This window comes from Nocardioides sp. F233 (assembly GCF_057813895.1).
Genome location: NZ_JBVASH010000004.1, coordinates 431,023 through 451,701, shown reverse-complemented (window position 1 = coordinate 451,701; position 20,679 = coordinate 431,023). Strand labels below are relative to the sequence as shown.

At 69.0% G+C, this 20,679-nt stretch carries 22 protein-coding genes, 1 tRNA gene and 1 pseudogene; 9 read left to right on the top strand and 15 right to left on the bottom strand.

Annotated elements, in window-relative coordinates; genetic code table 11:
* Positions 1-25 precede the first annotated feature (25 nt).
* Together ACZYRU_RS18170 and ACZYRU_RS18165 are read left to right on the top strand one after the other, a co-directional pair.
* Positions 26-721 carry a phosphatase PAP2 family protein gene (locus ACZYRU_RS18170; RefSeq protein ID WP_488958492.1) on the top strand — a complete coding sequence of 232 codons (696 nt, stop codon included), beginning with the start codon at positions 26-28 and terminating at the stop codon, positions 719-721.
* Positions 721-1,443: a phosphatase PAP2 family protein gene (locus ACZYRU_RS18165; protein WP_488958491.1), complete on the top strand. Its 723-nt coding sequence runs from the start codon at positions 721-723 to the stop codon at positions 1,441-1,443. Before ACZYRU_RS18170 ends, ACZYRU_RS18165 begins: the two co-directional genes overlap by 1 nt.
* Here the strand turns inward: ACZYRU_RS18165 and ACZYRU_RS18160 are convergent.
* Positions 1,428-2,237, bottom strand: coding sequence for a DUF1206 domain-containing protein (locus tag ACZYRU_RS18160; RefSeq protein ID WP_488958490.1), 810 nt, complete (start codon positions 2,235-2,237; stop codon positions 1,428-1,430). The genes ACZYRU_RS18165 and ACZYRU_RS18160 overlap by 16 nt on opposite strands.
* Before the next feature lie 98 nt (positions 2,238-2,335).
* Between ACZYRU_RS18160 and ACZYRU_RS18155 the strand changes: the two genes are divergently transcribed.
* Positions 2,336-3,265, top strand: coding sequence for a diacylglycerol/lipid kinase family protein (locus ACZYRU_RS18155; protein WP_488958489.1), 930 nt, complete (start codon positions 2,336-2,338; stop codon positions 3,263-3,265).
* Positions 3,266-3,299: 34 nt separating this feature from the next.
* Here ACZYRU_RS18155 and ACZYRU_RS18150 read toward each other — a convergent pair.
* Positions 3,300-3,624 (bottom strand): annotated as a pseudogene (locus ACZYRU_RS18150) (transposase); the annotation flags it as partial.
* Between the two features lie 571 nt (positions 3,625-4,195).
* Here ACZYRU_RS18150 and ACZYRU_RS18145 point away from each other — a divergent pair.
* Together ACZYRU_RS18145 and ACZYRU_RS18140 are read left to right on the top strand one after the other, a co-directional pair.
* Positions 4,196-4,366 carry a CsbD family protein gene (locus ACZYRU_RS18145; protein WP_488958488.1) on the top strand — a complete coding sequence of 57 codons (171 nt, stop codon included), beginning with the start codon at positions 4,196-4,198 and terminating at the stop codon, positions 4,364-4,366.
* A gap of 1,561 nt (positions 4,367-5,927) precedes the next feature.
* Positions 5,928-6,467: a DUF5994 family protein gene (locus ACZYRU_RS18140; protein WP_488958487.1), complete on the top strand. Its 540-nt coding sequence runs from the start codon at positions 5,928-5,930 to the stop codon at positions 6,465-6,467.
* 19 nt (positions 6,468-6,486) lie between these two features.
* On the opposite strand, the gene ACZYRU_RS18135 is transcribed toward ACZYRU_RS18140, so the two are convergent.
* Both ACZYRU_RS18135 and ACZYRU_RS18130 read right to left on the bottom strand, forming a co-directional pair.
* Positions 6,487-6,723: a lipopolysaccharide assembly protein LapA domain-containing protein gene (locus ACZYRU_RS18135; protein WP_488958486.1), complete on the bottom strand. Its 237-nt coding sequence runs from the start codon at positions 6,721-6,723 to the stop codon at positions 6,487-6,489.
* A gap of 250 nt (positions 6,724-6,973) precedes the next feature.
* Complete coding sequence (locus tag ACZYRU_RS18130) at positions 6,974-7,807, bottom strand: LuxR C-terminal-related transcriptional regulator (RefSeq protein ID WP_488958485.1); 834 nt, start codon at positions 7,805-7,807, stop codon at positions 6,974-6,976.
* Between the two features lie 638 nt (positions 7,808-8,445).
* Here ACZYRU_RS18130 and ACZYRU_RS18125 point away from each other — a divergent pair.
* From ACZYRU_RS18125 to ACZYRU_RS18110, 4 genes are all read left to right on the top strand, one after another.
* Entirely contained in the window at positions 8,446-8,655 is a 210-nt protein-coding gene (locus tag ACZYRU_RS18125; RefSeq protein ID WP_488958484.1) for a hypothetical protein, read from the top strand.
* A gap of 460 nt (positions 8,656-9,115) precedes the next feature.
* Positions 9,116-9,670, top strand: a complete 555-nt coding sequence (locus tag ACZYRU_RS18120) for a hemerythrin domain-containing protein (protein WP_488958483.1) — start codon at positions 9,116-9,118, stop codon at positions 9,668-9,670.
* A 99-nt stretch (positions 9,671-9,769) separates the two neighbouring features.
* A complete protein-coding gene (locus ACZYRU_RS18115) occupies positions 9,770-9,952 on the top strand; it encodes a hypothetical protein (protein ID WP_488958482.1) in 183 nt (60 codons plus the stop codon).
* 426 nt (positions 9,953-10,378) lie between these two features.
* A complete protein-coding gene (locus ACZYRU_RS18110) occupies positions 10,379-11,437 on the top strand; it encodes a hypothetical protein (protein WP_488958481.1) in 1,059 nt (352 codons plus the stop codon).
* A gap of 468 nt (positions 11,438-11,905) precedes the next feature.
* Here the strand turns inward: ACZYRU_RS18110 and ACZYRU_RS18105 are convergent, their stop codons facing one another.
* From ACZYRU_RS18105 to ACZYRU_RS18055, 11 genes are all read right to left on the bottom strand, one after another.
* Positions 11,906-13,060: a tyrosine-type recombinase/integrase gene (locus ACZYRU_RS18105; protein ID WP_488958480.1), complete on the bottom strand. Its 1,155-nt coding sequence runs from the start codon at positions 13,058-13,060 to the stop codon at positions 11,906-11,908.
* 53 nt (positions 13,061-13,113) lie between these two features.
* A tRNA-Ala gene (locus ACZYRU_RS18100) sits at positions 13,114-13,186 on the bottom strand.
* A gap of 106 nt (positions 13,187-13,292) precedes the next feature.
* On the bottom strand, positions 13,293-13,901 hold the full coding sequence (locus tag ACZYRU_RS18095) for a histidine phosphatase family protein (RefSeq protein ID WP_488958479.1): 609 nt from the start codon (positions 13,899-13,901) through the stop codon (positions 13,293-13,295).
* A complete protein-coding gene (rsfS, locus tag ACZYRU_RS18090) occupies positions 13,898-14,275 on the bottom strand; it encodes a ribosome silencing factor (RefSeq protein ID WP_141799494.1) in 378 nt (125 codons plus the stop codon). Before rsfS ends, ACZYRU_RS18095 begins: the two co-directional genes overlap by 4 nt.
* Positions 14,272-14,901 (bottom strand): nicotinate-nucleotide adenylyltransferase, encoded by a 630-nt coding sequence (gene nadD / locus ACZYRU_RS18085; RefSeq protein ID WP_488958478.1) that lies wholly within the window; start codon positions 14,899-14,901, stop codon positions 14,272-14,274. The genes rsfS and nadD overlap by 4 nt, the downstream gene beginning before the upstream one ends.
* 25 nt (positions 14,902-14,926) lie before the next feature.
* The gene (locus ACZYRU_RS18080; protein WP_218234181.1) at positions 14,927-15,091 is read right to left on the bottom strand and encodes a hypothetical protein; all 165 of its coding nucleotides are present in this window, start codon (positions 15,089-15,091) and stop codon (positions 14,927-14,929) included.
* A gap of 42 nt (positions 15,092-15,133) precedes the next feature.
* Positions 15,134-15,595: a hypothetical protein gene (locus tag ACZYRU_RS18075; protein WP_488958477.1), complete on the bottom strand. Its 462-nt coding sequence runs from the start codon at positions 15,593-15,595 to the stop codon at positions 15,134-15,136.
* A complete protein-coding gene (locus tag ACZYRU_RS18070; RefSeq protein WP_488958476.1) occupies positions 15,592-16,254 on the bottom strand; it encodes a CDP-alcohol phosphatidyltransferase family protein in 663 nt (220 codons plus the stop codon). Before ACZYRU_RS18070 ends, ACZYRU_RS18075 begins: the two co-directional genes overlap by 4 nt.
* An 842-nt stretch (positions 16,255-17,096) precedes the next feature.
* On the bottom strand, positions 17,097-18,347 hold the full coding sequence (locus ACZYRU_RS18065; protein WP_488958475.1) for a glutamate-5-semialdehyde dehydrogenase: 1,251 nt from the start codon (positions 18,345-18,347) through the stop codon (positions 17,097-17,099).
* Between the two features lie 19 nt (positions 18,348-18,366).
* Positions 18,367-19,599 (bottom strand): phospholipase D-like domain-containing protein, encoded by a 1,233-nt coding sequence (locus ACZYRU_RS18060; protein WP_488958474.1) that lies wholly within the window; start codon positions 19,597-19,599, stop codon positions 18,367-18,369.
* Positions 19,600-19,704: 105 nt separating this feature from the next.
* The gene (locus ACZYRU_RS18055) at positions 19,705-20,667 is read right to left on the bottom strand and encodes an electron transfer flavoprotein subunit alpha/FixB family protein (RefSeq protein ID WP_488958473.1); all 963 of its coding nucleotides are present in this window, start codon (positions 20,665-20,667) and stop codon (positions 19,705-19,707) included.
* Between the last annotated feature and the right edge of the window lie 12 nt (positions 20,668-20,679).

The following is a 20,679-nucleotide window of genomic DNA, read 5'->3' as shown; positions in this document are numbered from 1 at the left end:
ACGTTGGCAGTGTCATCATGCCTTCATGGACCCCGTTGTCGTCTCGCGTTGGCGTCGGCTGACGCGGGCGGTCGTCTACGCGGTCATCGTCGCCGTGCCGCTGGGGATGCTGGCATTCCTGGTTCGTACCAAGTTCGACCCGCTGGTGCGCTTCGACCAAGACGTCATCGGTGCGGCGACCGACTACACGCGCGGCCACCCGCGGTTCCGGTCGTTCGTCGCCACCTGGGAGGCGATTAGTCAGCCGTTCGTGATGTACCTGTTCCTCGGGCTGCCGGTGAGCCTCTACGTCTGGTTCGGCAAGCACCTGCGTACTCGCGCATGGTGGGCGTCAGCGACGATGGCCGTCGGTTGGGTCATCGCGTCGGTGCTCAAGCTGCTCGTACACCGCGCGCGTCCCGAGATCGACGACCCGATCGCCCAGCACACCGGGTTCTCCTTCCCTTCCGGTCACGCCACCAACAACGCCATCGTGTTCACCGTGGTCCTCGTGTTGTTGTGGCCCCTGCTGGGTACTGGCTTGCGTTGGCTGCTGGTCGGCGTCGGCGCGGCCTGGGTGATCGTGACGTGTGCCGACAGGGTCTTCGCGGGCGCGCACTTTCCGTCCGATGTCATAGCCGGCGTGCTGCTCGGATGCGGGCTGTCGGCGGCCTCGTATGCGGGGTACGTGGACTGGAGCCCGCCGATCCCCACCATCGGTACGCCGAAAGGCTCGGAATGATGTCGTTTCTCACCCGCTGGCAGGACGACATGACCCGACCCACCGCCAAGGAGGCGGGCCGTGACCTGGTGGTCCGCGTACTGGCCCCGGCCCTCCTGTGGTGGCTAGCCGTGGTCGCGATGGGCTGGCTGATCACCGAAGGTCCGCTGAAGGAGCTGGGCATCTCCGAGGAGAGCGTCAACAAGGGTCTGGAGTCGTCGCGCACATCGTTGTGGGACACGGTCACGCTGTTCTTCTCGTGGACGGGCGCGACCGTCAGCATCATCGGCGTGTGCCTAGTCGTGGTCGCGTTGGCCTGGTGGAGGACCCGGCAATGGTGGTTCGCGGCCGTGCCGCTGATCGCGATCAGCCTCGCGACGACATTCTTCTTCTTCACCACGCTCGTCATCGACCGTGAGCGCCCCGACGTCGAGAAGCTCGACCACTCGCTACGGCCGAACTCCAGCTTCCCGAGTGGGCACGCCGGTGCCGCAACCGGGCTGTACTTCACGCTGGCGCTTCTGGCACTGCGGATCCCGAACCCGGTCCTCCGCCGCGTGGCGGTCAGCGTGTGCCTCGCGATCCCGCTTCTCGTGGCGACCGCACGGCTCTATCGCGGCATGCACCACGTCAGCGACGTGCTGGTAGGCGTCCTCAACGGCTTGGTGGCCGTCCTGGTCGCCTGGTGCTGGCTGCGTCGCAGCGACGCTCGCAACGATGTCGAGGATCAGACGCGCGCGTAGCGCGCCCGCGCGAAGGAGTAGACGCCGTAGGCCGCCAGGCCGAGCGCGATGCCGAGCAGGATCACTGTGCCTGCGGGCAGGTCCCGCATCGATCGGAGCGCCCCGTCCAGACCGGTGGTCTTGCCCGCCCGGTGCTGGAGCGCGGCCGCGACGAAGAGGATGCCCACGGCCGCCAGAGCGATGCCCTTGGCGATGTAGCCAACCTTGGCGGCGACGATGGCCCACTGGCCAGGTTGTTCGTTCAGGTCCTTGAGGAACTTCTCCCTCCAGCCCTTGTAGACGTGGTAAACGGCGATGCCGAGGATGGCGACGCCGATCAGACCGACGAGCACTCGGCCGGCCGGTGCCTTCATTAGGGCGACCGTGAAGTCCTTGGTCTGCTTGTTGCTCGACGTTCGACCGCCCGAGGCGAACGTGAACGACGTCCAGGCCAGGGCGCCGTACACCACAAGTTTGCCGCCGGCCTTCGCCTTGTCGAACGGCTCGTGCCGCGTGAAGAGCTCGGTCAGCTGCCACAGGGCGAGCAGGGTAAACCCCACTGCGATCACCCAGAGCAGGAACTGCCCGACGGGCTCCTTGGCGAGCGTCGACAACGCGCCCGACGCGCTCGCCTGCTTGCCGCCACCGCCGAGAGCGATTCGTGCGGTCAAGTAGGCCAGGAGCAGGTGGATGACGCCGTTGGCACCGTAGCCGAGACGAGCCCCCCACTGGACCACAGGATTGTCGCTGGCCTTGGCTGCGGTCGTCTTCGCCGAGGCGCTTGCGCTGCTGGCGCGGCCACCGATGCTGTTCATGGTGCCTCCCTCATGCGCTCAGGTACCCAGCCCCTGCACTGGCAACCATTGCAGCGCGGTGCGAGAGTGCGAACATGGAGACGAGGGGGTCTGACGTCGTGGTCGTCGTCAACCCGACCAAAGTCGACCTCGACGAGGTGCGTGAGGTTCTCGAGGTCGCGGCCGCCGAGTCGGGCGTTGTGACCCTGACGCTGGTCGAGACGACCGAGGAGGATCCCGGCTTCGGGCAGACCCGCCAGGCTGTCCGGGACGGCGTGGCCCTGGTGTGCGCCCTCGGTGGCGACGGAACCGTCCGGGCCGTGGCGCAGGAGCTCGTCGGCACCGGCGTCGTCCTCGGGCTCCTCCCGGGCGGAACCGGAAACCTGTTGGCCCGCAATCTCGGCCTCCCGATCGACTCCCTGGCCGACGCCGCCGCCGCCGCGTTCTCCGGCCAGGACCGCACGATCGACGTCGGCTGGTTGGCCGTCGACCCCGACGAAAGCCAGCGCACCGGCGACCTCGACACCGGCGCGGACAACATCCACTGCTTCACCGTGATGGCCGGCGTCGGCTTCGACGCGCAGATCATGGCCGACGCGCCCGAGGGCGTGAAGGACAAGGCGGGCTGGGCGGCCTACGTCGTCAGCGGCAGCAGGCACCTAACCGACGACCCGTTCGCGCTCGTCCTAGAGGTGGATGGACGCGCCACGGCCACCCGCCAGGTCCGCACGGTCGTAGTGGGCAACTGCGGCGAGCTCATCGGCGGGATGGTGTTGTTGCCCGATGCCGAGGTCGACGACGGTCTCCTGAATGTGGCGGCGCTCAGCCCTGAGAGCCTGACCGAGTGGGTCGGGCTGGCCTCACGGGTGCTGGCCAAGTGGGGCGACGGACCGTCTCTCCAACGTGACCAGGGTCGCAACATCACGGTGCGGGTCGACCCGCCACAGCTTTGCGAGGTCGACGGTGACGTGCTCGCCGAAGCAGGCCATCTGCGATTCGCGGTGCAGCCTGCCTGCCTCAGGGTGCGCGTCGGACGAGACGGCGCCTGACGCCGGACCTCGTCCGACGCCGACCGGCACTCCGCGCGACCACGGTGGCCAGTGCCCGCTCGGCCCGCCGGCGGCGCTCGAGCAGCCAGTCGGGAATGGAGGACCCCGGCACGCAGTTTCAGGATCGCGACCTCCACTCCCGGTCCGCGTGTCGAACTCGCGGTCCGGTAGCCGTTGCCGAAGTTGGTCCGCTCTGGGCTGCGTTCGCCCTAGGGAGCACCACAGATCGCATCGGCCTCGGCCGACATCAACGCCTCCACGAACGTCGACAGCATTGAACGGAGCAGGTCGAGCTCGGCGCGCTGCAGGTGCTCAGCCATGAACGCAGGAAGGTCAATGGAGTTGCGGTCGACGGTCATGGTTGTGTCGCCTTCAGTCGTGCTGTCGCAGGTCTTCTGAAGGATCACGCGGTGCCCGTCCTGGTGTCAGGACGCCCCGCTCACACCGGGCCCGTCGTACACCACGCCCCTGGACTCGACTCCGCCAAACAGTGACTTGTTTGGGCCGGGGCAGAAGTCATGGCGGGCCGTTGGCGCCTGTCGCCATCGGAATCCTCGCGTGGTCTCCTCTCCCTTGGAGCGATGTCTAGTTTGGAGGGTCAAACGGGTCAAGACGGGTCGTCGGGGCCAAGGGCGAGGTAACGGTGGATTCAGTCAATGCATCGAGGCGCCAGTGAGGTGGATGACATCCGCACCGGCGCCCGGCGCAATGTAGCCGACCGACCGGGCACTCTCCGAGATCCGTGGTGCAGGTCGCTCTGCGCGATCCTCGCATGCAGGCCTCGATGCAGGGGGCTCCTGAAGCCCCTCATCGGGCCCGGTCTCACGGGCCTCGTCGCGTGAAACCCGAATCGGGATGAACTCCGCCAGGTCGGGTACTTCCGGACCGAAGTTCATTTTGCCGTAACCGTTCGAATCACAGGAGATTGTCGTGGGAACCGAAAAGAAGATCAAGAACAAGGCCCAAGAGGTCAAGGGCAAGGTCAAGGAAGAGATCGGCGACCACACCGACGACGGCGACCTTGAGGCTGAGGGCCGGACTGACAAGGCCAAGGCGGACTTGAAGCAGGCCGGCGAAAAGGTCAAGGACGCCTTCAAGTAGGAATGCACGCACGTGCTGCCCCGGCGCGCGTGGCCAGGTGGTCTGTACGGCGCTATCGAAACGCACCCAGTCTGAGTTCACGCCGCCCTGTGGGGGCAGTGTGGGAATTGTCAGAACATTTCTGCCCGCCGGAGCGCGACTGGACGCCCATCCGGGGTCATGGAACGCGCGATACAAGGGCGTGGCCCAGGTTCTGGTCCATCGGGGAGTTGCGGAGCTTGGGTAGGTCCGCTGCAGCCCGGGCGGCCACGCTTCCTTCACCCTCGGTACCCGCCCGCCCGGCCGTCAAAGAGAATCGGCTTGCCGACCCGAACACTGCGCTAATCGACCTCGAGGACTCGCTGGAGTTGATGCCAGCCTGGCTCCCGAACGGGTCGCAGAATGCCTCGCTCGGTGCCGGGTCGAGGCTGCGAAGAGTCGAAAACGGGCGCATCCATAAATCCGCGCCCGGGATTCATCAGGACCCCGGAATCGAAGCACATCGTTGCACCTCCCGTCAGCGATCGCGCTGACGACTACGGGCCTGAAACGTGGCCATATACGGCCCTAGTTCCAGATGTGATCGCACATGCCGATATGGGCGCATCTCCACTACCGGTGTTGCCCTCTCCCCTGCTCGACCCGACCAGCAGAGGACTCAGAGAGCGAGGGGAGGGCGGCTCTGGGCCGCACACCGTGCCACCCGCGCGCCACCTGCGTCTCACGTTTTCCAGGTTCTACCAACCCCCTCTCAGCCTCGCATTCCTGGTCGAGGCTGCAGGGCGTTTTCCGTCGATGGTGACTTCGACGGTCTCGACGCCGGGCAGCTCGTTGAACGTGGTCTTGAGATCCACGAGGGCACTCACGGTATCCAGGGAGTTGACCGAGGCGCTCGCACCCCGCGAGGAACCGTTGGACTTTCAAGGTGGACCCTTCCGGGTCGATGGTCACGTTCCCGTCGGAAGGTGTGCCTGGGAGAGGTACGCGGCACCCCTGCGCAGGACCTCGTTCTCTTTGCTCGAGGAGCTTGATCCGCTTGTTCGCCTCACACAGCGCGTCGGACTCGTTTGCGGCCCGGGCGGCCGGCGAGGGGTTGGCCGAGGTGCGGTCGTCGATGGTGATCCATCGCTTGAGGCATGACGGCGAGATACCGAAATCCTTAGCGACCTGCGCCAGGGAGGCATCGGAGTCGCGGTAGACCCGGATCACGTCCCCGCGGAACTCCTTGAGGAACGCCTTCGGCATGGTGCACATCCTTCCAGCGCCGACACACATCGACGCAGATCAGATGTCACCTATCCGTGCAGCAGACCCGTGGGCTGGTTTGCTGGGCGGGGCTGAGAGCGGGCTTGGTTGAGCTGCTCGAGGATGGCAGAGACGATCATGGCCGCTCCGGCCACCTGTGTCTCGACCGAGCCAGCAAAGCCGCTGAGCAGGACATTGGCGGAGCGGCCGTCCAGACCGATCCGATCAGCCTGACCGGTCGTCCGGAGGCAAGCCGCGCGCGGCGAGCGGAGTAGCATGGGAGGTGGTTCCCGACACTGTCAGGGTCGCCCAGAACTGGCTGGGCTTTGGAGGCGGGATGACGACTGCATCTGATCCATCCGAGCCGGCCCAGCGGCCGACCGCGAGAGTCCCGCTGCGGGTTCTGCTCGACAACGGTTTCCCGTCGGGGCCGCTCGACGGCGCGTGGTGGCCTCAGTCGCGGGACCTCCAGGTCGAGTGTTCCGACCTGGTCGACCACCTCCCGGGTCTGGTCGGCCTGCCCTCTCGGCTGCTCTTCTCACGTCCGGACTGGGACGCCGCGGCGGAGGGCTCGTCGGTGCGCACGATCAGGGCGAGCCGTGGCGCTGTCATGGTGGGCTCCTTCCCCACCGACGACACGCACCTGCTGATCGTCGTGACGTCCTCCGGCGAGCGCGTTCACCTCCTCGTGATCCCGAGCAGCACCGAGAGCGACATCGCCGAGGATCTTCTGCGCAGGGCCGCCGACGAGCGGAATGAGAGTTCGACAACAGCCCTCCTGGAGACGGCTCGCAGCCACTTCGGTGGCGTCGCGCCCTTCGCGATCAATGCGCAGGACAACAAGGACCGTGGCGGCGCCGTGCCCCGTACCTCCTAGCCAGACCGGTACGCGGTCTTCAGGCGCGGTCGGTCGAGTGGCGCCTACTGCGGCGGAGCCTGAGACGAAGCTGGGCGATGCGACCGATCCCGACGACTGCCACCACGGCTCCGCCGCCCACGGCCGCGATCAGCATGGCGAGCCCGACGGGGATCCTCCCCTCGGCGCCCAGAAACCGGACGTCGACCTTCGTGGAGTTCTGGAGCATGAAGATGATCAGCAGCACGAGCAGTACGAGCGCGATGCCGACGGCCACCCAAGCAGCGCTCAGGCGAGTGAAGCGGAGTCTTCTCGGCACGGCCGGCGGTCGCGACTCGGGGTGCGTTGCATTCCCGGTGGGCGGGATCCGGTCGCTGCTCGGTGGCATCGGTCCAGTGGTCAAAGGTCGGTCCTTTCCTAGGCACTTCCTCGCCCGGCCACCCGGTGGGCACGCCGGGCGATCGAGACCCAGGCAGTAGCGACGATCACCGCCCACAGAAGGGCTCCTAGGATCCACAGCCAGGCGGTCATGCCGTCAGCGCTCGCGTTGGGGTCTGGGGTGGACGCCAGGCCGCCCGGGCCGCAGCGCCTACCGCTGCGATCTGTGATTGCAGTTCGAGCTTGCCCAGGATCGACTTGACCTGGGTCCGCACCGCTGCCACTGCGACCATGGCGGTTCGGGCGATCTCCTGGACCAGGTCATCGTTCATCTGTGCGCCGAGGACTTCCATTTCGCGTCGCGTCAACCGGTCCAGTCGCGCTCGGATGGCCCGTGCTTCGTCCTGCTCGGCACGCGCTGCCTCGATCAAGGTGGTGCGCTGTGCTCGGCTCATCAACGGCAGGCCGTCACGGACCCGTCGGGCAGCGCCTACTGCCTGTTCCAGCGAGCATGTCTTGTGCAGGACGTCCTTGGCGCCTTGATGCACCGCAGCGCCCCACCGAGTCTGGTCGGTGCTGTCGGTCAGGAGCTCCACCGTCGCCCCGGTTGCAATGAGTGGTGCGACAAGTCGGAGGCCGTCGCCCACCAGTCCCAGGTGCTGCTCAGGAAACACGAGCCTTCCAGCGCTGCGAAGCGCGGCGGCCAGTACCCTGGCCAACGACGCGTGCTGCTCACCAGGGTCGATCACGGTGACGATGAAGCCCTCGGGCTCCAAAGCCATCGCGATTGAATCAGCGAAGTGCATGTGACCGTCGAGGATGGTGACCCGCGCCGGGCGCGGGGGGCCGCCGTCCCGCGCTGCCTCTGCAGTCGCCGTGCCGTGGTGCAGTGCGTGATCGCGCGGCACAGGTACTTGCAGCCGTTGCGCTCGACCGGCTGTTGTCGCCGGCAGCAGCCCCGGCAACCCTGACAGCTCTGACATGTGACCCCCTGGCGTGCCAGCACGAAGGACTCGCGGGGTCCAGGCGGGTCTGTATCGATCTTCCTATCACCTCGATTCACCCTGCGCTAGGTAGGCGCGTATCGGCAGACTCGAGGCCAGGTCTGTCCGCGGTCGTGCGGAGCACAGTCAAAGGTGACCGCGCCGCTCTGAAACGACGCCCGGCCGACTGGCCGATAGACCCGAAGGAGGCCTAGGAATACGGACGTCATGACGACGTCACCACCCATCAGGCACCAGCCAGGCCCTCGACGGGGCCTGGCGGTCCCAACCGCGGGACCGTGAGCGAGAGCTCTTCGACTTGGCTGGCGAGTTCGGTGTCGTCTCGAGCATCAAGGGATCTCGCGACTGCCCGCTGCACGGCTCCCGGTTCACCGAGGACGGGGACGTGATCGAAAGGGCCCGCCACCCGGCCGCTGTCGCCGGTACGGCACTGATGACCCCGCAGCCGGCCCCGCATCCGGCCCCGCAGCCGGGATCGCCACGTGCCTGTTGCCGCATCACCCGACGGCGTATCGTCGCAAGCAAGGCGCCAGAGGTCCCAGACCCTGATCCCGGGCACACCATCCAGCCGCACCTGTGCGGCGAAGCGGAGCCCCGTGCTCGGTTGGGATCAAGCCATGACTGACGACGACGTCTTCAGCGGAGTCTGCGAGGTGGCCGTCGAACTGCCGTCTTGCACCCAGGTGGAGGCTGGGCTCGTGCTCAAATGGCGGCGACGCGGCGATGTCTGGGAAGCCCTCGTAAGCCGCGAGACCGCAGACGGCAGGCTCGTGACCGAGTGGCTCCCAGCCCTCTTCCTCGTACCGCTGACGTCGAGAGCCGGCTGAACGGCAGCCTGCGACACACTCGAGTTTCCGGCCTTCTGGTCGGGCGACGTCGACCGCGGCCCTGGCCTGACACCGTGTCGACGCGCTGTCAACGAGCTCACCGGTCGCGGCGACCATCAGGGCCGGCGCCCAACGGGTCCAAGCCGCCCTCATGCAGGGAATCACGGACCGGCCACGTCTGCGCGACCCGTCATTGGGTAGTTCAGGGAACAGTCGGTGCACCACGCGCCGGCGAGGCTCCGATCAGGTGGGCAAGGCCAGCCAGCTGGGGTCGCCGCTCAGGGCCAGACAGGAACGACCAGGAAGTGCGCCGGCTCCCCGTCGTCGACGGACCCGCGCTGGTCGGGATCGTCAGCCAGGCACACGTGGCTCGCCACGTGTGCCTCCTCCTCCTTGGTCGGCCGACTCGTCGAACCCGCCTCCACCGCACCCGACAACTCCTGAAACCGAGGTACCGATCGTGAACCAAGACGTCGTCGACCTGATCCTCCAAGACCACCGCGAGCTCGAGCGGCTCTTCGACCAGCTGCTCAACGCCCCCGAGCGACGCGCAAGCCTGACTCCCGTGATGACCACCCTGCTGACCGCCCACAGCCGAGCCGAGGAGGCCGAGGTCTACCCCGCTGCCCGGAACACCGGAGCTCAGGACGACGTCGAGCACAGCCAGAAGGAACACCTCCAGGCCGACCAGCTCGCCAAGAAGGTGGCCTCCATCGACCCGCAGGACCCGTCCTTCGCCGCTGCTCTCCGCGAGCTCGTCGATGCGGTGAAGCACCACGTCGCGGAGGAAGAGAAGACCGTCCTGCCCGGCATCCGCGCAAACATCGACGACAAACGACGCGAGCAGCTGGGCGTCGCATTCCTAGCAGCCCGCAAGCAACACCTCGGTGCCCAGCCCGACGACATCACCAAGGCCGAGCTGGAGCAGCAGGCCGCGAACGCCGGCGTGTCCGGGGCGGCGTCGATGACCAAGCACGAGCTCGCCGACACGCTGGAGGAGCACGCGGAGAGCTGATCGACCGACCCGCCGCGGCTGGGCCCCAGGACCCACCCCCGCAGCGCAGCCGGGAACGCCGGCCCATATGGCTCGCCGCGCCGCGGGCACCGCTGCGACATGTACATCGGACTGGGAATCGTCTTGCTGGTCCTCGGCCTGATTCTCGTCTTGGACGTGATCACCGTGGACCTCGACTTCATCAACGACGACGCCCTCGGAATGATCCTCATCGTCGCCGGAGTCCTGGGTCATCGTCCTGTCACTCCTCTGCGCGCCGCCCTGGCGCCGAGAGGCCGGTGACACGTTTGCTCGCCACCGCGACGGTCCGCGCCTCTAGACGACATCACCGACCACCATGACGAGCGCCCCGCCCGCCCCGGCCCCACCAGACACCCACGAACACGAGTGGTACGTGGCGAGCATCGAGAACGAACCCGGCGGACCTGTGACCGAGCTCGTGTGCAGCGAATGTCCAGCGGTGATCTATCAGTAGTCGACCTTGCCGGTCAGCTCGCCTCGCCTGAGCATGGGAACCAGAGCAGGCGTGCGGTCCCACGAAACCGTCTCGGGCTTAGGAGGAAGTCCAGAATGGGAATCTGTCGAAAACTAGGTGTGGGTGCAGCCGCGCTCGTTGCGCTGATGTTGGCGGCGCCACCGGCGCACCCCGCTCCTTCCGCCCCGGTAGCCCCCGGAGACGCACTGTCCGTCCGCGCACCGGCGGCGGAGGTGGGCACGAACCTGGCGCGAACGCCCGGGTTCAACGGGCCAGTCCGTGCCATCGCTCACCAAGGCGCACGGGTATACGTCGGCGGCGAGTTCACCCGCGCCACCGACGCGTCCGGGACGAAGGTCCGCAAGCACGCTGCGGCATTCGACGCGCGCACCGGCAAGCTCCTCAAGTGGAATCCGCGGGTCGACGGCCGAGTCCTCGACCTGCTCGTGAAGGGCAAGACCGTCTACCTCGCCGGCGACTTCACCCGGGTGCGAGGTCACTCCCGCCCGAAGATCGCCCGAGTATCGGCGAACGGCAAGGGCCGGGTGCTGAAGTTTCGGCACCGGATCGACGGCGGCGTGACTGCCTTGTCCGTCTTCGGGAAGCGTCTCTACGTCGGTGGCAGCTTCACCAAGGTGGATCGGCGAGCCCGCGGCCAACTCGCGGCGTTCAACCGCCGAGGGAGGCTGACCCGGTGGAGCCCTGTCGCGAGCAAGGGCGCGGTCTACGACGTGGCAGCCACCTCATCAGGCATCTACCTGGCCGGCAACTTCCACCAGGTCAACGGTGTGCCGGGCTCCCGACGCCTGGCCCTGGTCGACGGCACGGGCGGTACGCTCATCGGAACGTTCGACCCGCCCGTCGACAAGCCGATCTTCGAGATCGCGGTCAGCGGCCCGTCCGTCGTGGCGGCCGCGGGCGGCGCAGGCGGCGGCTACGTGGCGGCCTTCGCCCGCGCGAACGGCGCACAGAGCTGGCTGCGCAGGTTCGACGGAGACGTCGCGGCCCTGGCGCTCCATGGAGGCGACATCTACGTCGGCGGTCACTTCGACGCGATCTGCGACATCGACAGCGCCAACCCGGTCAACGGGGACTGCCTTGGAGCCCAGCAGATCCGTCACAAGGTCGCCGCCCTGACACCGGCCGGAGCGTTGCTCCCGTGGAACCCCGGAGCCAACTCCCCCCGCGGCGTGATGACCGTGCACAGCCTCGGCGCCCTGGGAGTAGCCATCGGAGGCGACTTCACGATCGCAGGCGGGGAACCACGGCTGCGGATCGCCATTCTCCCCTAGCCAACCGGCCGAGGCGCGACCTCTCCTTCGAGAGTTCACCTCAAACGGACCGGTCAGGGCGAAGGACCGGATCGGCCCCCGCTACGCCTCACAGCAAATCTCGCTACCCCTCACAACGAAGGGTGTCCGCGCGCTCAGGTGCTCGGCGCACCGGGCACCGCTGACGTGAGCTGCCGCAGGTCGAGCCGCGCCTGAGGCCTCGTCAATGAGCGGGTCCGCTGCACACATAGGGACGTTTGGTCCTGTCGCCTGGTCGTGCCGCAGACCCGACCGCCAAGAAGGAGTTTCCGCAGGTTGATCGCGCCGGCTCATCGCGATCGCCTAGGTAGAGATGGGGGCTGCTGCGTGCCACGGCACGACTAGGGATATTGACCGCGGCGAAGCCGCGCGACGTCCTTCGACGTCGGTCGTGGCGTGCCTGAAATCGCAACTTTGGCTTGCGCTCGAACGCGTGTCCGCCGACGGTGTCTATAGCCCGAGGTCGCGGCTGGAGGTGGTGGCGAGGAGCTGGAGGGGGCGGATGTAGCGATCGACAAGCGTGTCGAGGTCTTTGTGCCGGGTTTGGGCGGCGATCCGGTCGAGGCTGACGCCGGCGAGGGCGGCGGTGGTGGCGTGGCCGGCGCGTAGTGAGTGGCCGGTGATCCGGGTGCCGTCGAGGCCGACTGCTTCGGCGCGTTCGCGCAGCATCCGGGCCACGGCGTTGCCGGAGATCGGCTCCAGCGTGGCGGCGTCGGCGCGGATTCGGGTGAATGCCGGCCCTGGTGCGGTGCCGCGGCGTCGCTGCCAGGCACGCCAGGCGGCGACCGGGTCGGTGTCGACGTGACGACCGTGGCTGACCGCGACCATCGCACCCTCACCGGCTTGGTCGGTCTTGGAACGCCGCACGGCGAGCAGGAGGCCGGCGGGCTTGATCGCGATGTCGACCAGGTCGAGCCCGACGAGCTCGGAGCGACGCATCGCGGAGGCGAACCCGACCAGGATCAGCGCTGCGTCGCGGGCGCCTTTTGCGGTTTGCCGATCGATCCCGGTCACGATGGCCCGGATGTCGTCGGGGTCGAGCGGGCGGGCCTGGCGGCGCGGCGCGATGCCGTAGGTGCGGCGCAGGCCACTGCGAACCTGCCGGACGATCTCCGCGGCGGTGGGGTCGGGCAGGCCGTGGCTGCGGTGCACGTGGCGCACGGCGGAGCAGGTCACCCCGAGACTGGCCACCGCGATCCCCTGGGCGGCGCGTTCGGTCAGGTAGGCGCAGAACACGGTCGGGTCGCCGGGCAGCGCATGGAGTCCGCGGGCCTGGCACCAGCGTTCCCAGAGTCCCCAGGCGCAGGTGTAGACCGATCGGGTGGCCGGTGCGCGGGCGGCGGCGAGCACGGCGGCGACCCGGTCGACATCGGTGGCGCTCAGCGCGGCAGGACCGGCGACGACCGGAACGATCGGGTCGGTCAGACGGGCGTCGCTGGTGGGGTTGGAGGCGGAATCCAACAGGGTCGGGAGGGGCTCGGGCATGTCGAGGTTGTACTCAACCGGCGAATGGCTGCCGCCCCCGCCGGCTCCCCCGCAGGAACTGCTGTGAGCCCGACCGCGGCGGCGAGGGAACAAAATCCTGAATAAATGCTGGAGGGCCATGTTCCTTCTCCCTGTTCGGGATTCGGAACACGGCCCTGACCAGTGCTTTCCGGTGGAGGTGAGGGGACTCGAACCCCTGACCCCCTGCATGCCATGCAGGTGCGCTACCAGCTGCGCCACACCCCCGGGGTCATCGCTCCACCCGAAGGCGGGGCAACGACGGAAATACTAGCCACACCCTCCAGCCAAGGTGAAATCGGGGGGTGGTTCCGAGGCTCGCTGCGCTCGCACCTCAACCACCGAGGTTGTAGGACGCGAGCGCCCACTGCCCCGTCGAGCGCTCCTCGAGCACCACGCGGGCACAGTTGCCGAGAGCGCGCAGGTCGTGGGCGAGCTCGAGAGGCCAGCCGAGGAAGGTCACCAGGCCGGAGCGGGTGGCGGCGCCGTGGGAGACGGCGACGCCGGTCTCGCCGGGGCCGAGGGCTGCGGCGAGGTCGGTGACGGCGGCGGTGAATCGGTCGGCCACCTCGCGGGTGGTCTCGGCGCCCGGGATGGCGTCCCACTCACCGCGCTGGAACAGGTCGAAGGCCGCGGGGTCGCGGGCGTCGAGCTCGGCGTGCGTCATGCCCTGGTAGTCGCCGAGGCGGAACTCGCGCAGGCGCTCGTCGTACGTCGGCACCAGCCCGGCCTCCTTGGCGATCGTGTCAGCGGTCTGCCGGGCACGGGCCAGGTCGCTGGACCAGACCAGGACCGGGTCGAGGGCGGCGATCAACGGGGCGACACCACGGGCCTGCTCGAGGCCGGTGGCGTCGAGCTCGACGTCGAGCTGGCCCTGGATCCGGCGCTCGGCGTTCCAGGCGGTCCGCCCGTGGCGGACCAGGACGATGCGGCGGGCGGTCACGCCACCGGACCGTGGACCTCGGCGGGGAGGTCAATGGTCGGGCAGTCGCGCCACAGGCGCTCGAGGGCGTAGAACTCGCGCTCCTCGGAGTGCTGGACGTGGATCACGACGTCGCCGTAGTCAAGCAGCACCCAGCGGCCGTCGCGATGGCCCTCGCGGCGGATCGGCTTGGCCTCGAGCTCGCGGAGCTTGTCCTCGATCTCGTCGACGATGGCGCGGACCTGGCGGTCGTTGGCGCCGGTGGCGAGCAGGAAGGCGTCGGTGATGGCGAGCTGCTCGCTGACGTCGAAGGCGAGCTGGTCGGTCGCGAGCTTGTCGGCGGCGGCCAGGGCGGCAGCGTGGACGAGCCGGACGGCGTGGTCGGTGGCGGTCATGGGGTATCCGTTCCGGGTGCGGCCGGGTAGAGGCCGTGCTTGGTGATGTACTGGACGACGCCGTCGGGGACGAGGTACCAGACCGGCTGGCCGGCCCGCTGTCGCTCACGGCAGTCGGTGGACGAGATCGCCAGGGCGGGGATCTCGACCATGGTGACCCGGTCGTGCGGGATCCGGGCCAGGGTGGTCGGGTCCATCTCCGACCCGGGCCGGGTGCAGCCGACGAAGTGCGCCAGCTCGAAGAGCTGGTCAGCGTCGCGCCAGCTGAAGATGTCGGTGAGCGCGTCGGCACCGGTGATGAAGTACAGGTCCGCGTCGGGCCGCTGGGCGTGCAGGTCCCGCAGCGTGTCGCTGGTGTACGTCGGCCCGGCCCGGTCGATGTCGACCCGGCTGACCGTGAACCTCGGGTTGGCGGCGGTCGCGATGACCGTCATCAGGTAGCGGTGCTCGGCGGGCGCGACCTGCCGATCCGCCTTCTGCCACGGCTGGCCGGTGGGCACGAAGACGACCTCGTCGAGGTCGAACCAGCCCTGGACCTCCGAGGCGGCGACGAGGTGGCCGTGGTGGATGGGGTCGAAGGTGCCGCCCATCACCCCGATCCGGGTACGACGGGGCGCGTCGGTCACAGACTCACCAACGACACGGCCGGACTCAGCTGTGGTCGCGGCCGCCGCCGAACCAGACGAGGCCGACGAGCAGGAAGAGGAGGAAGGTCAGCACCCCGCCACCGATGAACCACGGGTTCACGGCGGGCTCGCCGTGCTCCTCCGCGGCGCGGGCGACAAGGAGGGCGACCTGGCTGATCTGGCTGAGCATGGCCGCATCGTATCCAACGTGCGGCCGGATCCCCGCCTCGGCTCAGTGCACTGCGAAGTCGACGCCCAGGAAGAGCAGCGAGAACCGCAGTGTCCGACCGAGGAACACGGTGGGCACGAAGACCCACATCGGCATCTTCAGGATGCCCCCGATGGCCGCCATCGCCAGGAGCGGCGGGATGCCGGCCGACGCGGCGACGAACATGACCGCGGCGGCGTACCAGGGCCGGCCCTGCATCCGCTGCATCCACTTGTCGTAGGACGCCTTGACCTTGGGGCCGGACAGCTTCTTCTGGGCCCACCTGGACTCCGAGCCGCGGCGGGCGGCCTCGTAGACGATGACCTTGCCGATCGTGGCGCCCGCACCGGCGGCGATGCCGAGCGAGATCGCGGTCGCCGTACCGGCCTCGGCGGCGCCGGCCCCGAGGATGTAGACCTCGATGGGCAGGAACGGGAGCAGGGCGGACGCGATGCTGAAGGCGAACGTCGTCAGCCACAGGATCATGCTGCCGGGGCTCCTTCTGGGCTGGCCTCACGCGTCGGCACCGGCAGCCCGAGCTTGAGCAGCCAGCCCAGCGAGACGCACTTGAGGACCAGCAGCCCGACGGCGATCAGCGTGCCGAGCCAGACCCAGCCGCTGACCAGCAGGATGACGGCGAAGGCGCCGGAGTTGGCGGCCTTGCCGATGCGCGACCAGTTCCACAGGTAGATCCGGCGGTCGATCACGTGGAAGTAGTTGGGGCTGCGGATCGGCCAGGCCAGGAAGGCCAGCGACAGGTACATGTCGATGACCATGAACTCGAAGAGGTAGATGGCGATCGGGATCCCGATCCACTTCATCGGCTCGTCACTGATCCAGCCGCCGGGCTGCAGCCACACGAGCCCGACGTACAGCGCCCCGCAGCTGAGCCGGTCGCACATCATGTCGACGACCGCACCCATCCGGGTCTCGCAGTCGCGCCAGCGCGCCCACTCGCCGTCGATGCTGTCGCCGACCCAGTAGGCGACCAGGCCGACCACGATCAGGGTCAGGCTGTGGTCGTACGCCGCCCACACCGCGATCGCGAGCGTGATGACCGTGCGGACGAACGTGATGACGGTCGCACCGGTGAAGAGTCGCTCGACCGAGGGGTCGGCGTAGATCCGGTCCGGGGAGCCTGCCATGTCTCGAAACCTACCCGGTCACAGGAACTGTCCTGACGCCAGACCCCCCGGAGTACCGGGGATTCACCGACCGTCCACCTCCCGCTCCTAGCGTTGCCACCGTGCTCTGGCTGGCCGTGGTGTTCGCGCTCGCGAGCGCGGTGACGACTGCAGTGTCGACCTCGACCCAGCACCTCGCCGCGGCGCGCGCCCCGCTGGTGGCGCTGCTGCTGGCAGCGGTGCTCGGGCCGGTCGGGTTCACGTTCCACGTGCTCGCGCTCGACCACGGCCCGATCGGGCTGGTCCAGCCGATCGCCATCCTGGGCATCGTGCTCGCCGTACCCCTCCGCGCCGCGCTGGCCCGGAGCCGGCCGGGGCGGACCGAGCTCGTCGCGGTGGCGGTGACCGGGCTCGCGATCGCCGCGCTGCTGCTGGCGACCGACGCCCGCGAGAGCGCGGCGCCGGTGGACGCCGGACTGCTGGTCGTTGCCGTGGGTGCCTGCGCGGTGGTGGCGGCGCTGCTGATCGCGGTGGCGGGCGGCGTACCGCATGCGACGGGGCGGGCGTTCCTGCTCGGCAGCGCCTCGGGGATCCTGTTCGCACTGATGTCGGTGCTGGTCGAGGCCGACCGGTGGTACGTCGTGTTGGCGGCCTGCGGCGTCGGCGGGGTCGTGGTCAACCAGCTGGCCTACCGCGCAGCCCGACTGTCGGCGTCGATGCCGGTGCTCAACGTGGTGAACTGCCTGCTGACGCTCGGCTTCGCGCACCTCGTGCTCGGCGAGGTGCCGCACCGGACACCCGTCTCGACCGCGGTGTCGGGGCTCGCCCTGGGCGCGATGGCGTGGGGGTTGTGGAGGCTCGCCTCAGCGGACGTGGCCGTCGCCGATGACGACGTACTTGGTCGAGGTCATCTCGGGCAGCCCCATCGGGCCGCGGGCGTGCAGCTTCTGGGTGCTGATCCCGATCTCGGCGCCGAAGCCGAACTCGCCACCGTCGGTGAACCGGGTCGACGCGTTGACGAGCACCGCGGCTGAGTCGACCTCGGCCACGAAGCGCCGCGAGGCGGCCAGGTCCTCGGTGACGACGGCGTCGGAGTGACCGCTCGACCAGGTGCGGATGTGCTCCAGCGCCGCGTCGAGGTCGGGGACGACGCGCGCCGCGATGTCGAGCGAGAGGTACTCGGTCGCCCAGTCCTCGTCGGTGGCCGCGAGCACGCCGTCGTACCCGGCAAAGGAGTCGTCGCCGTGGATCGTGACGTCGGCCTCCTGCAGCGCGGCGACCACCCGCGGCAGGAACTCCCCCGCGACGTCGGCGTGCACGAGCAGCGACTCGGCGGCGTTGCAGACGCTGGTGCGGTGGGTCTTGGCGTTGAGCACGATGGCGAGTGCCTTGTCGAGGTCGGCTGCCCTGTCGACGTACACGTGGCAGTTGCCGACGCCGGTCTCGATCACGGGGACCGTGGACTCGTTGACGACCGACTGGATCAGGCCCGCTCCCCCGCGCGGGATGAGCACGTCGACCTGGCCGCGGGCGCGCATCAGCGCCTTGACGCTGTCGTGCGTCTCGCCGGGGACGAGCTGGACGACGTCGGCCTCGAGGCCGGACGCGGCGACCGCGTCGCGCAGCACGGCCACGATGGCGGCGTTGCTCGACCGGGCCGACGAGCTGCCGCGCAGCAGGACGGCGTTGCCGGACTTCAGGCAGATGCCGGCGGCGTCGGCGGTCACGTTGGGCCGGGCCTCGTAGATCATGCCGACGACGCCGAACGGGACGCGCACCTGGCGCAGCTCGAGGCCGTTGGCCAGCACGCTGCCGCGCACGACCTCGCCGACCGGGTCGGCCAGGCCGGCCACGTCGCGCAGGCCCTGGGCCATGCCCTCGAGCCGCTCGGTCGTGAGCCGGAGCCGGTCGATGATGTTGGGCGGCGTGCCGTCGGCCTCGGCGCGGGCGACGTCCTCGGCGTTGCCGGCGAGGATCTCGTCGGCGCGCGCCAGCAGGGCGTCGGCCATGGCGTGCAGGGTGGCGTCCTTCTGGGCGCGCGTTGCCAGCGCCAGCGAGCGGCTGGCGACCCGGGCGCGCTGGGCGACCTCGCGGACCTCGACCTCGGCAGTCATGACACCAAGGATAGGAGCGTCATGCGCAGGGTCGGCTCTTGGGCTGGATGCCGGGCTTGTGGGTGATCCGGGGGCTGGCGAACATCTTCTGCCACTGCGCGTCGTACGCCGCCACGACGGCCGGGTCGTGCACCTCGAAGGTGACCTCGTCGCTGCTCAGCCCGGGCGGCGACCAGTTCTCGGAGCCGGTCCAGACCACGTGGGTGGCGGCGCCGCGGAACGTGCCGTTGACCGTGACGTACTTGAGGTGCGAGTAGCAGCGAGCGCCGAAGACGATCTCGTCGCCTGCGGTCGAGAGCTTCTCGCCCCAGTCCCAGTCGGCGATCCGGACCGGGATGCCCGCCTTCTGCAGGATCCGCACGACCGGTCCGCTGACCACCGAGCCGACGACGGCGATGTCGCAACCCTCGGCACGCATCGAGGCGAGCTCGCGGGCCAGCGCCTCGCCGCGGCCGGCGTACCAGGCGTACATGTTGACCCGGACCACGCTGTGGCCCTGGCCGTCGCCGAAGCCGCCGGGTGCCGTGCAGTCGACGCGGCGCAGCCGCTGGAGCTGCGGGTCACCGGTCGCCGCCCGGGCGACGGGGGTCACCCGGACCCGCTGGAAGTCGGCGCCGACGGTCTCGCTGGAGTACTCCAGGTGGCGCGGCTTCGCGGTCCGGTCCCGCTTCAGCTGCTCGAACACGGTGGTCCAGGCGGCGAAGAGGGCGTCGTCGCCGCTGACGGTGAGTGCGTCGTTCCACTGGCCCGCGGCGGCGCCGTACCCGAGGTTGCTGGAGCTGCTGATGACGACCGAACGGGCGGCACCGGTCTGGCTGAAGGAGTAGACCTTCATGTGCAGGTTGCCGGTGCGCGAGCCGTTGCGGCAGGCGCTGGTGCAGATGTACAGGAAGCTCTCCGCCTTGCGGTTGCCGCCGAGCCGCGCCTGCAGCCCGCGGATGGTCTTCCCGATGATGTTGTCGTTGACGACGATCTGGACGTGCACGCCGCGCTTGTGCGCGTTGAGCAGCAGCCGGGCGGTGTCGTTGCGGTCGATGTTGTACGTCGCGATCCGGATCGTCGATCCCGTCGGGGCGTGCCGGATCGCCGCGTGCACCCGCCGGACCACCTTGGTGCGCGCCTTGTACCCGCCCATCGGGTTGTTGAAGGTCGGCCCGGTCGTGGGCAGCCAGGTGTCGTCGGCTGTCGCGGCCGGGGCGGGAGCGACGAGGAGGGTGGCGAGCACTAGGAGCAGCACGGCGACGGTCTTCACTCGAAGAACACTAAGCCACTGTATTTAATCGACCAAAGTTCTGGGAAAAGCAGCGCGGGACGCCGTACCGGAGTACGACGTCCCGCGGCGGGGTGAGCGGCTGGCTCAGCCCTTGCGCTTCTCGATCTCCGCGGTCACGGCCGGGAGGACGGTGTGGAGGTCACCCACGACGCCGAAGTCGACGAGCTCGAAGATCGGCGCCTCCTCGTCCTTGTTGACGGCCACGATGGTCTTCGAGGTCTGCATGCCGGCGCGGTGCTGGATCGCACCGGAGATGCCGTTGGCGACGTACAGCTGCGGCGAGACGACCTTGCCGGTCTGGCCGACCTGGAAGGTGTGCGGCTTCCAACCGGAGTCGACGGCGGCACGCGAGGCGCCGACGGCGGCACCGAGCGCGTCGGCGAGGCCCTCGACCGCGCTGAAGTCACCGCCGGTGCCACGACCACCGGAGACCACGATCGCGGCCTCGGTGAGCTCGGGACGACCGGTGGCCTGGCGCGGCTGCGAGGCGACGATCTGGGCGGTCTTGGCAGCGTCGGAGATCGCGGCGGCGAACTGCTCGACGGCACCGGCGCCCGCACCCTCCTCGGGAGCGGCGGCGTTGGGCTTGACCGCGATGATCGGCGTGCCCTTGACGACCTTGGCCTCGACGGTGAAGTTGCCGGCGAACACCGACTGCGTGGTGACGATCTCGCCACCGTTGACCTGGACGTCGACGGCGTCGGTGATCAGGCCCGAGGAGAGCTTGATCGCGAGACGGCCGGCGATCTCCTTGCCCTCGGCCGAGGCCGGGATCAGGATCGCGGCGGGCGAGGTCTTCTCGGCGAGCTGCTGGAGCACCTCGGCCTTGGGGGCCACGAGGTAGCCCTTGATCTCGGCGTCGTCGACGACGTAGACCTTGTCGGCGCCGTACGCCTTGACCGCGTCGGCGGCGGCAGCGGCCTTGTCGGCACCGCCGATGAAGACGGCCGAGGGGGAACCGATGCGCTTGGCGATCGCGAGCAGCTCGTAGGTGGGCTTGCGGACCGCGCCGTCGACGTGGTCGACCAGAACGAGAACTTCAGACATGGATCAGGCTCC

What these genes read in the sequence shown, in the direction of transcription:
- ACZYRU_RS18115 (WP_488958482.1), top strand. Translation starts at nt 9,770, where the DNA reads ATGTACATCGGACTGGGAATCGTCTTGCTGGTCCTCGGCCTGATTCTC.
- ACZYRU_RS18130 (WP_488958485.1), bottom strand. Translation starts at nt 7,807, where the DNA reads ATGTCAGAGCTGTCAGGGTTGCCGGGGCTGCTGCCGGCGACAACAGCC.
- rsfS (WP_141799494.1), bottom strand. Translation starts at nt 14,275, where the DNA reads ATGACCGCCACCGACCACGCCGTCCGGCTCGTCCACGCTGCCGCCCTG.
- ACZYRU_RS18160 (WP_488958490.1), bottom strand. Translation starts at nt 2,237, where the DNA reads ATGAACAGCATCGGTGGCCGCGCCAGCAGCGCAAGCGCCTCGGCGAAG.
- ACZYRU_RS18075 (WP_488958477.1), bottom strand. Translation starts at nt 15,595, where the DNA reads ATGATCCTGTGGCTGACGACGTTCGCCTTCAGCATCGCGTCCGCCCTG.
- ACZYRU_RS18055 (WP_488958473.1), bottom strand. Translation starts at nt 20,667, where the DNA reads ATGTCTGAAGTTCTCGTTCTGGTCGACCACGTCGACGGCGCGGTCCGC.
- ACZYRU_RS18140 (WP_488958487.1), top strand. Translation starts at nt 5,928, where the DNA reads ATGACGACTGCATCTGATCCATCCGAGCCGGCCCAGCGGCCGACCGCG.
- ACZYRU_RS18165 (WP_488958491.1), top strand. Translation starts at nt 721, where the DNA reads ATGTCGTTTCTCACCCGCTGGCAGGACGACATGACCCGACCCACCGCC.
- ACZYRU_RS18105 (WP_488958480.1), bottom strand. Translation starts at nt 13,060, where the DNA reads ATGGCCCTCCAGCATTTATTCAGGATTTTGTTCCCTCGCCGCCGCGGT.
- ACZYRU_RS18070 (WP_488958476.1), bottom strand. Translation starts at nt 16,254, where the DNA reads ATGGCAGGCTCCCCGGACCGGATCTACGCCGACCCCTCGGTCGAGCGA.
- ACZYRU_RS18080 (WP_218234181.1), bottom strand. Translation starts at nt 15,091, where the DNA reads ATGCTCAGCCAGATCAGCCAGGTCGCCCTCCTTGTCGCCCGCGCCGCG.
- ACZYRU_RS18065 (WP_488958475.1), bottom strand. Translation starts at nt 18,347, where the DNA reads ATGACTGCCGAGGTCGAGGTCCGCGAGGTCGCCCAGCGCGCCCGGGTC.
- ACZYRU_RS18170 (WP_488958492.1), top strand. Translation starts at nt 26, where the DNA reads ATGGACCCCGTTGTCGTCTCGCGTTGGCGTCGGCTGACGCGGGCGGTC.
- ACZYRU_RS18125 (WP_488958484.1), top strand. Translation starts at nt 8,446, where the DNA reads ATGACTGACGACGACGTCTTCAGCGGAGTCTGCGAGGTGGCCGTCGAA.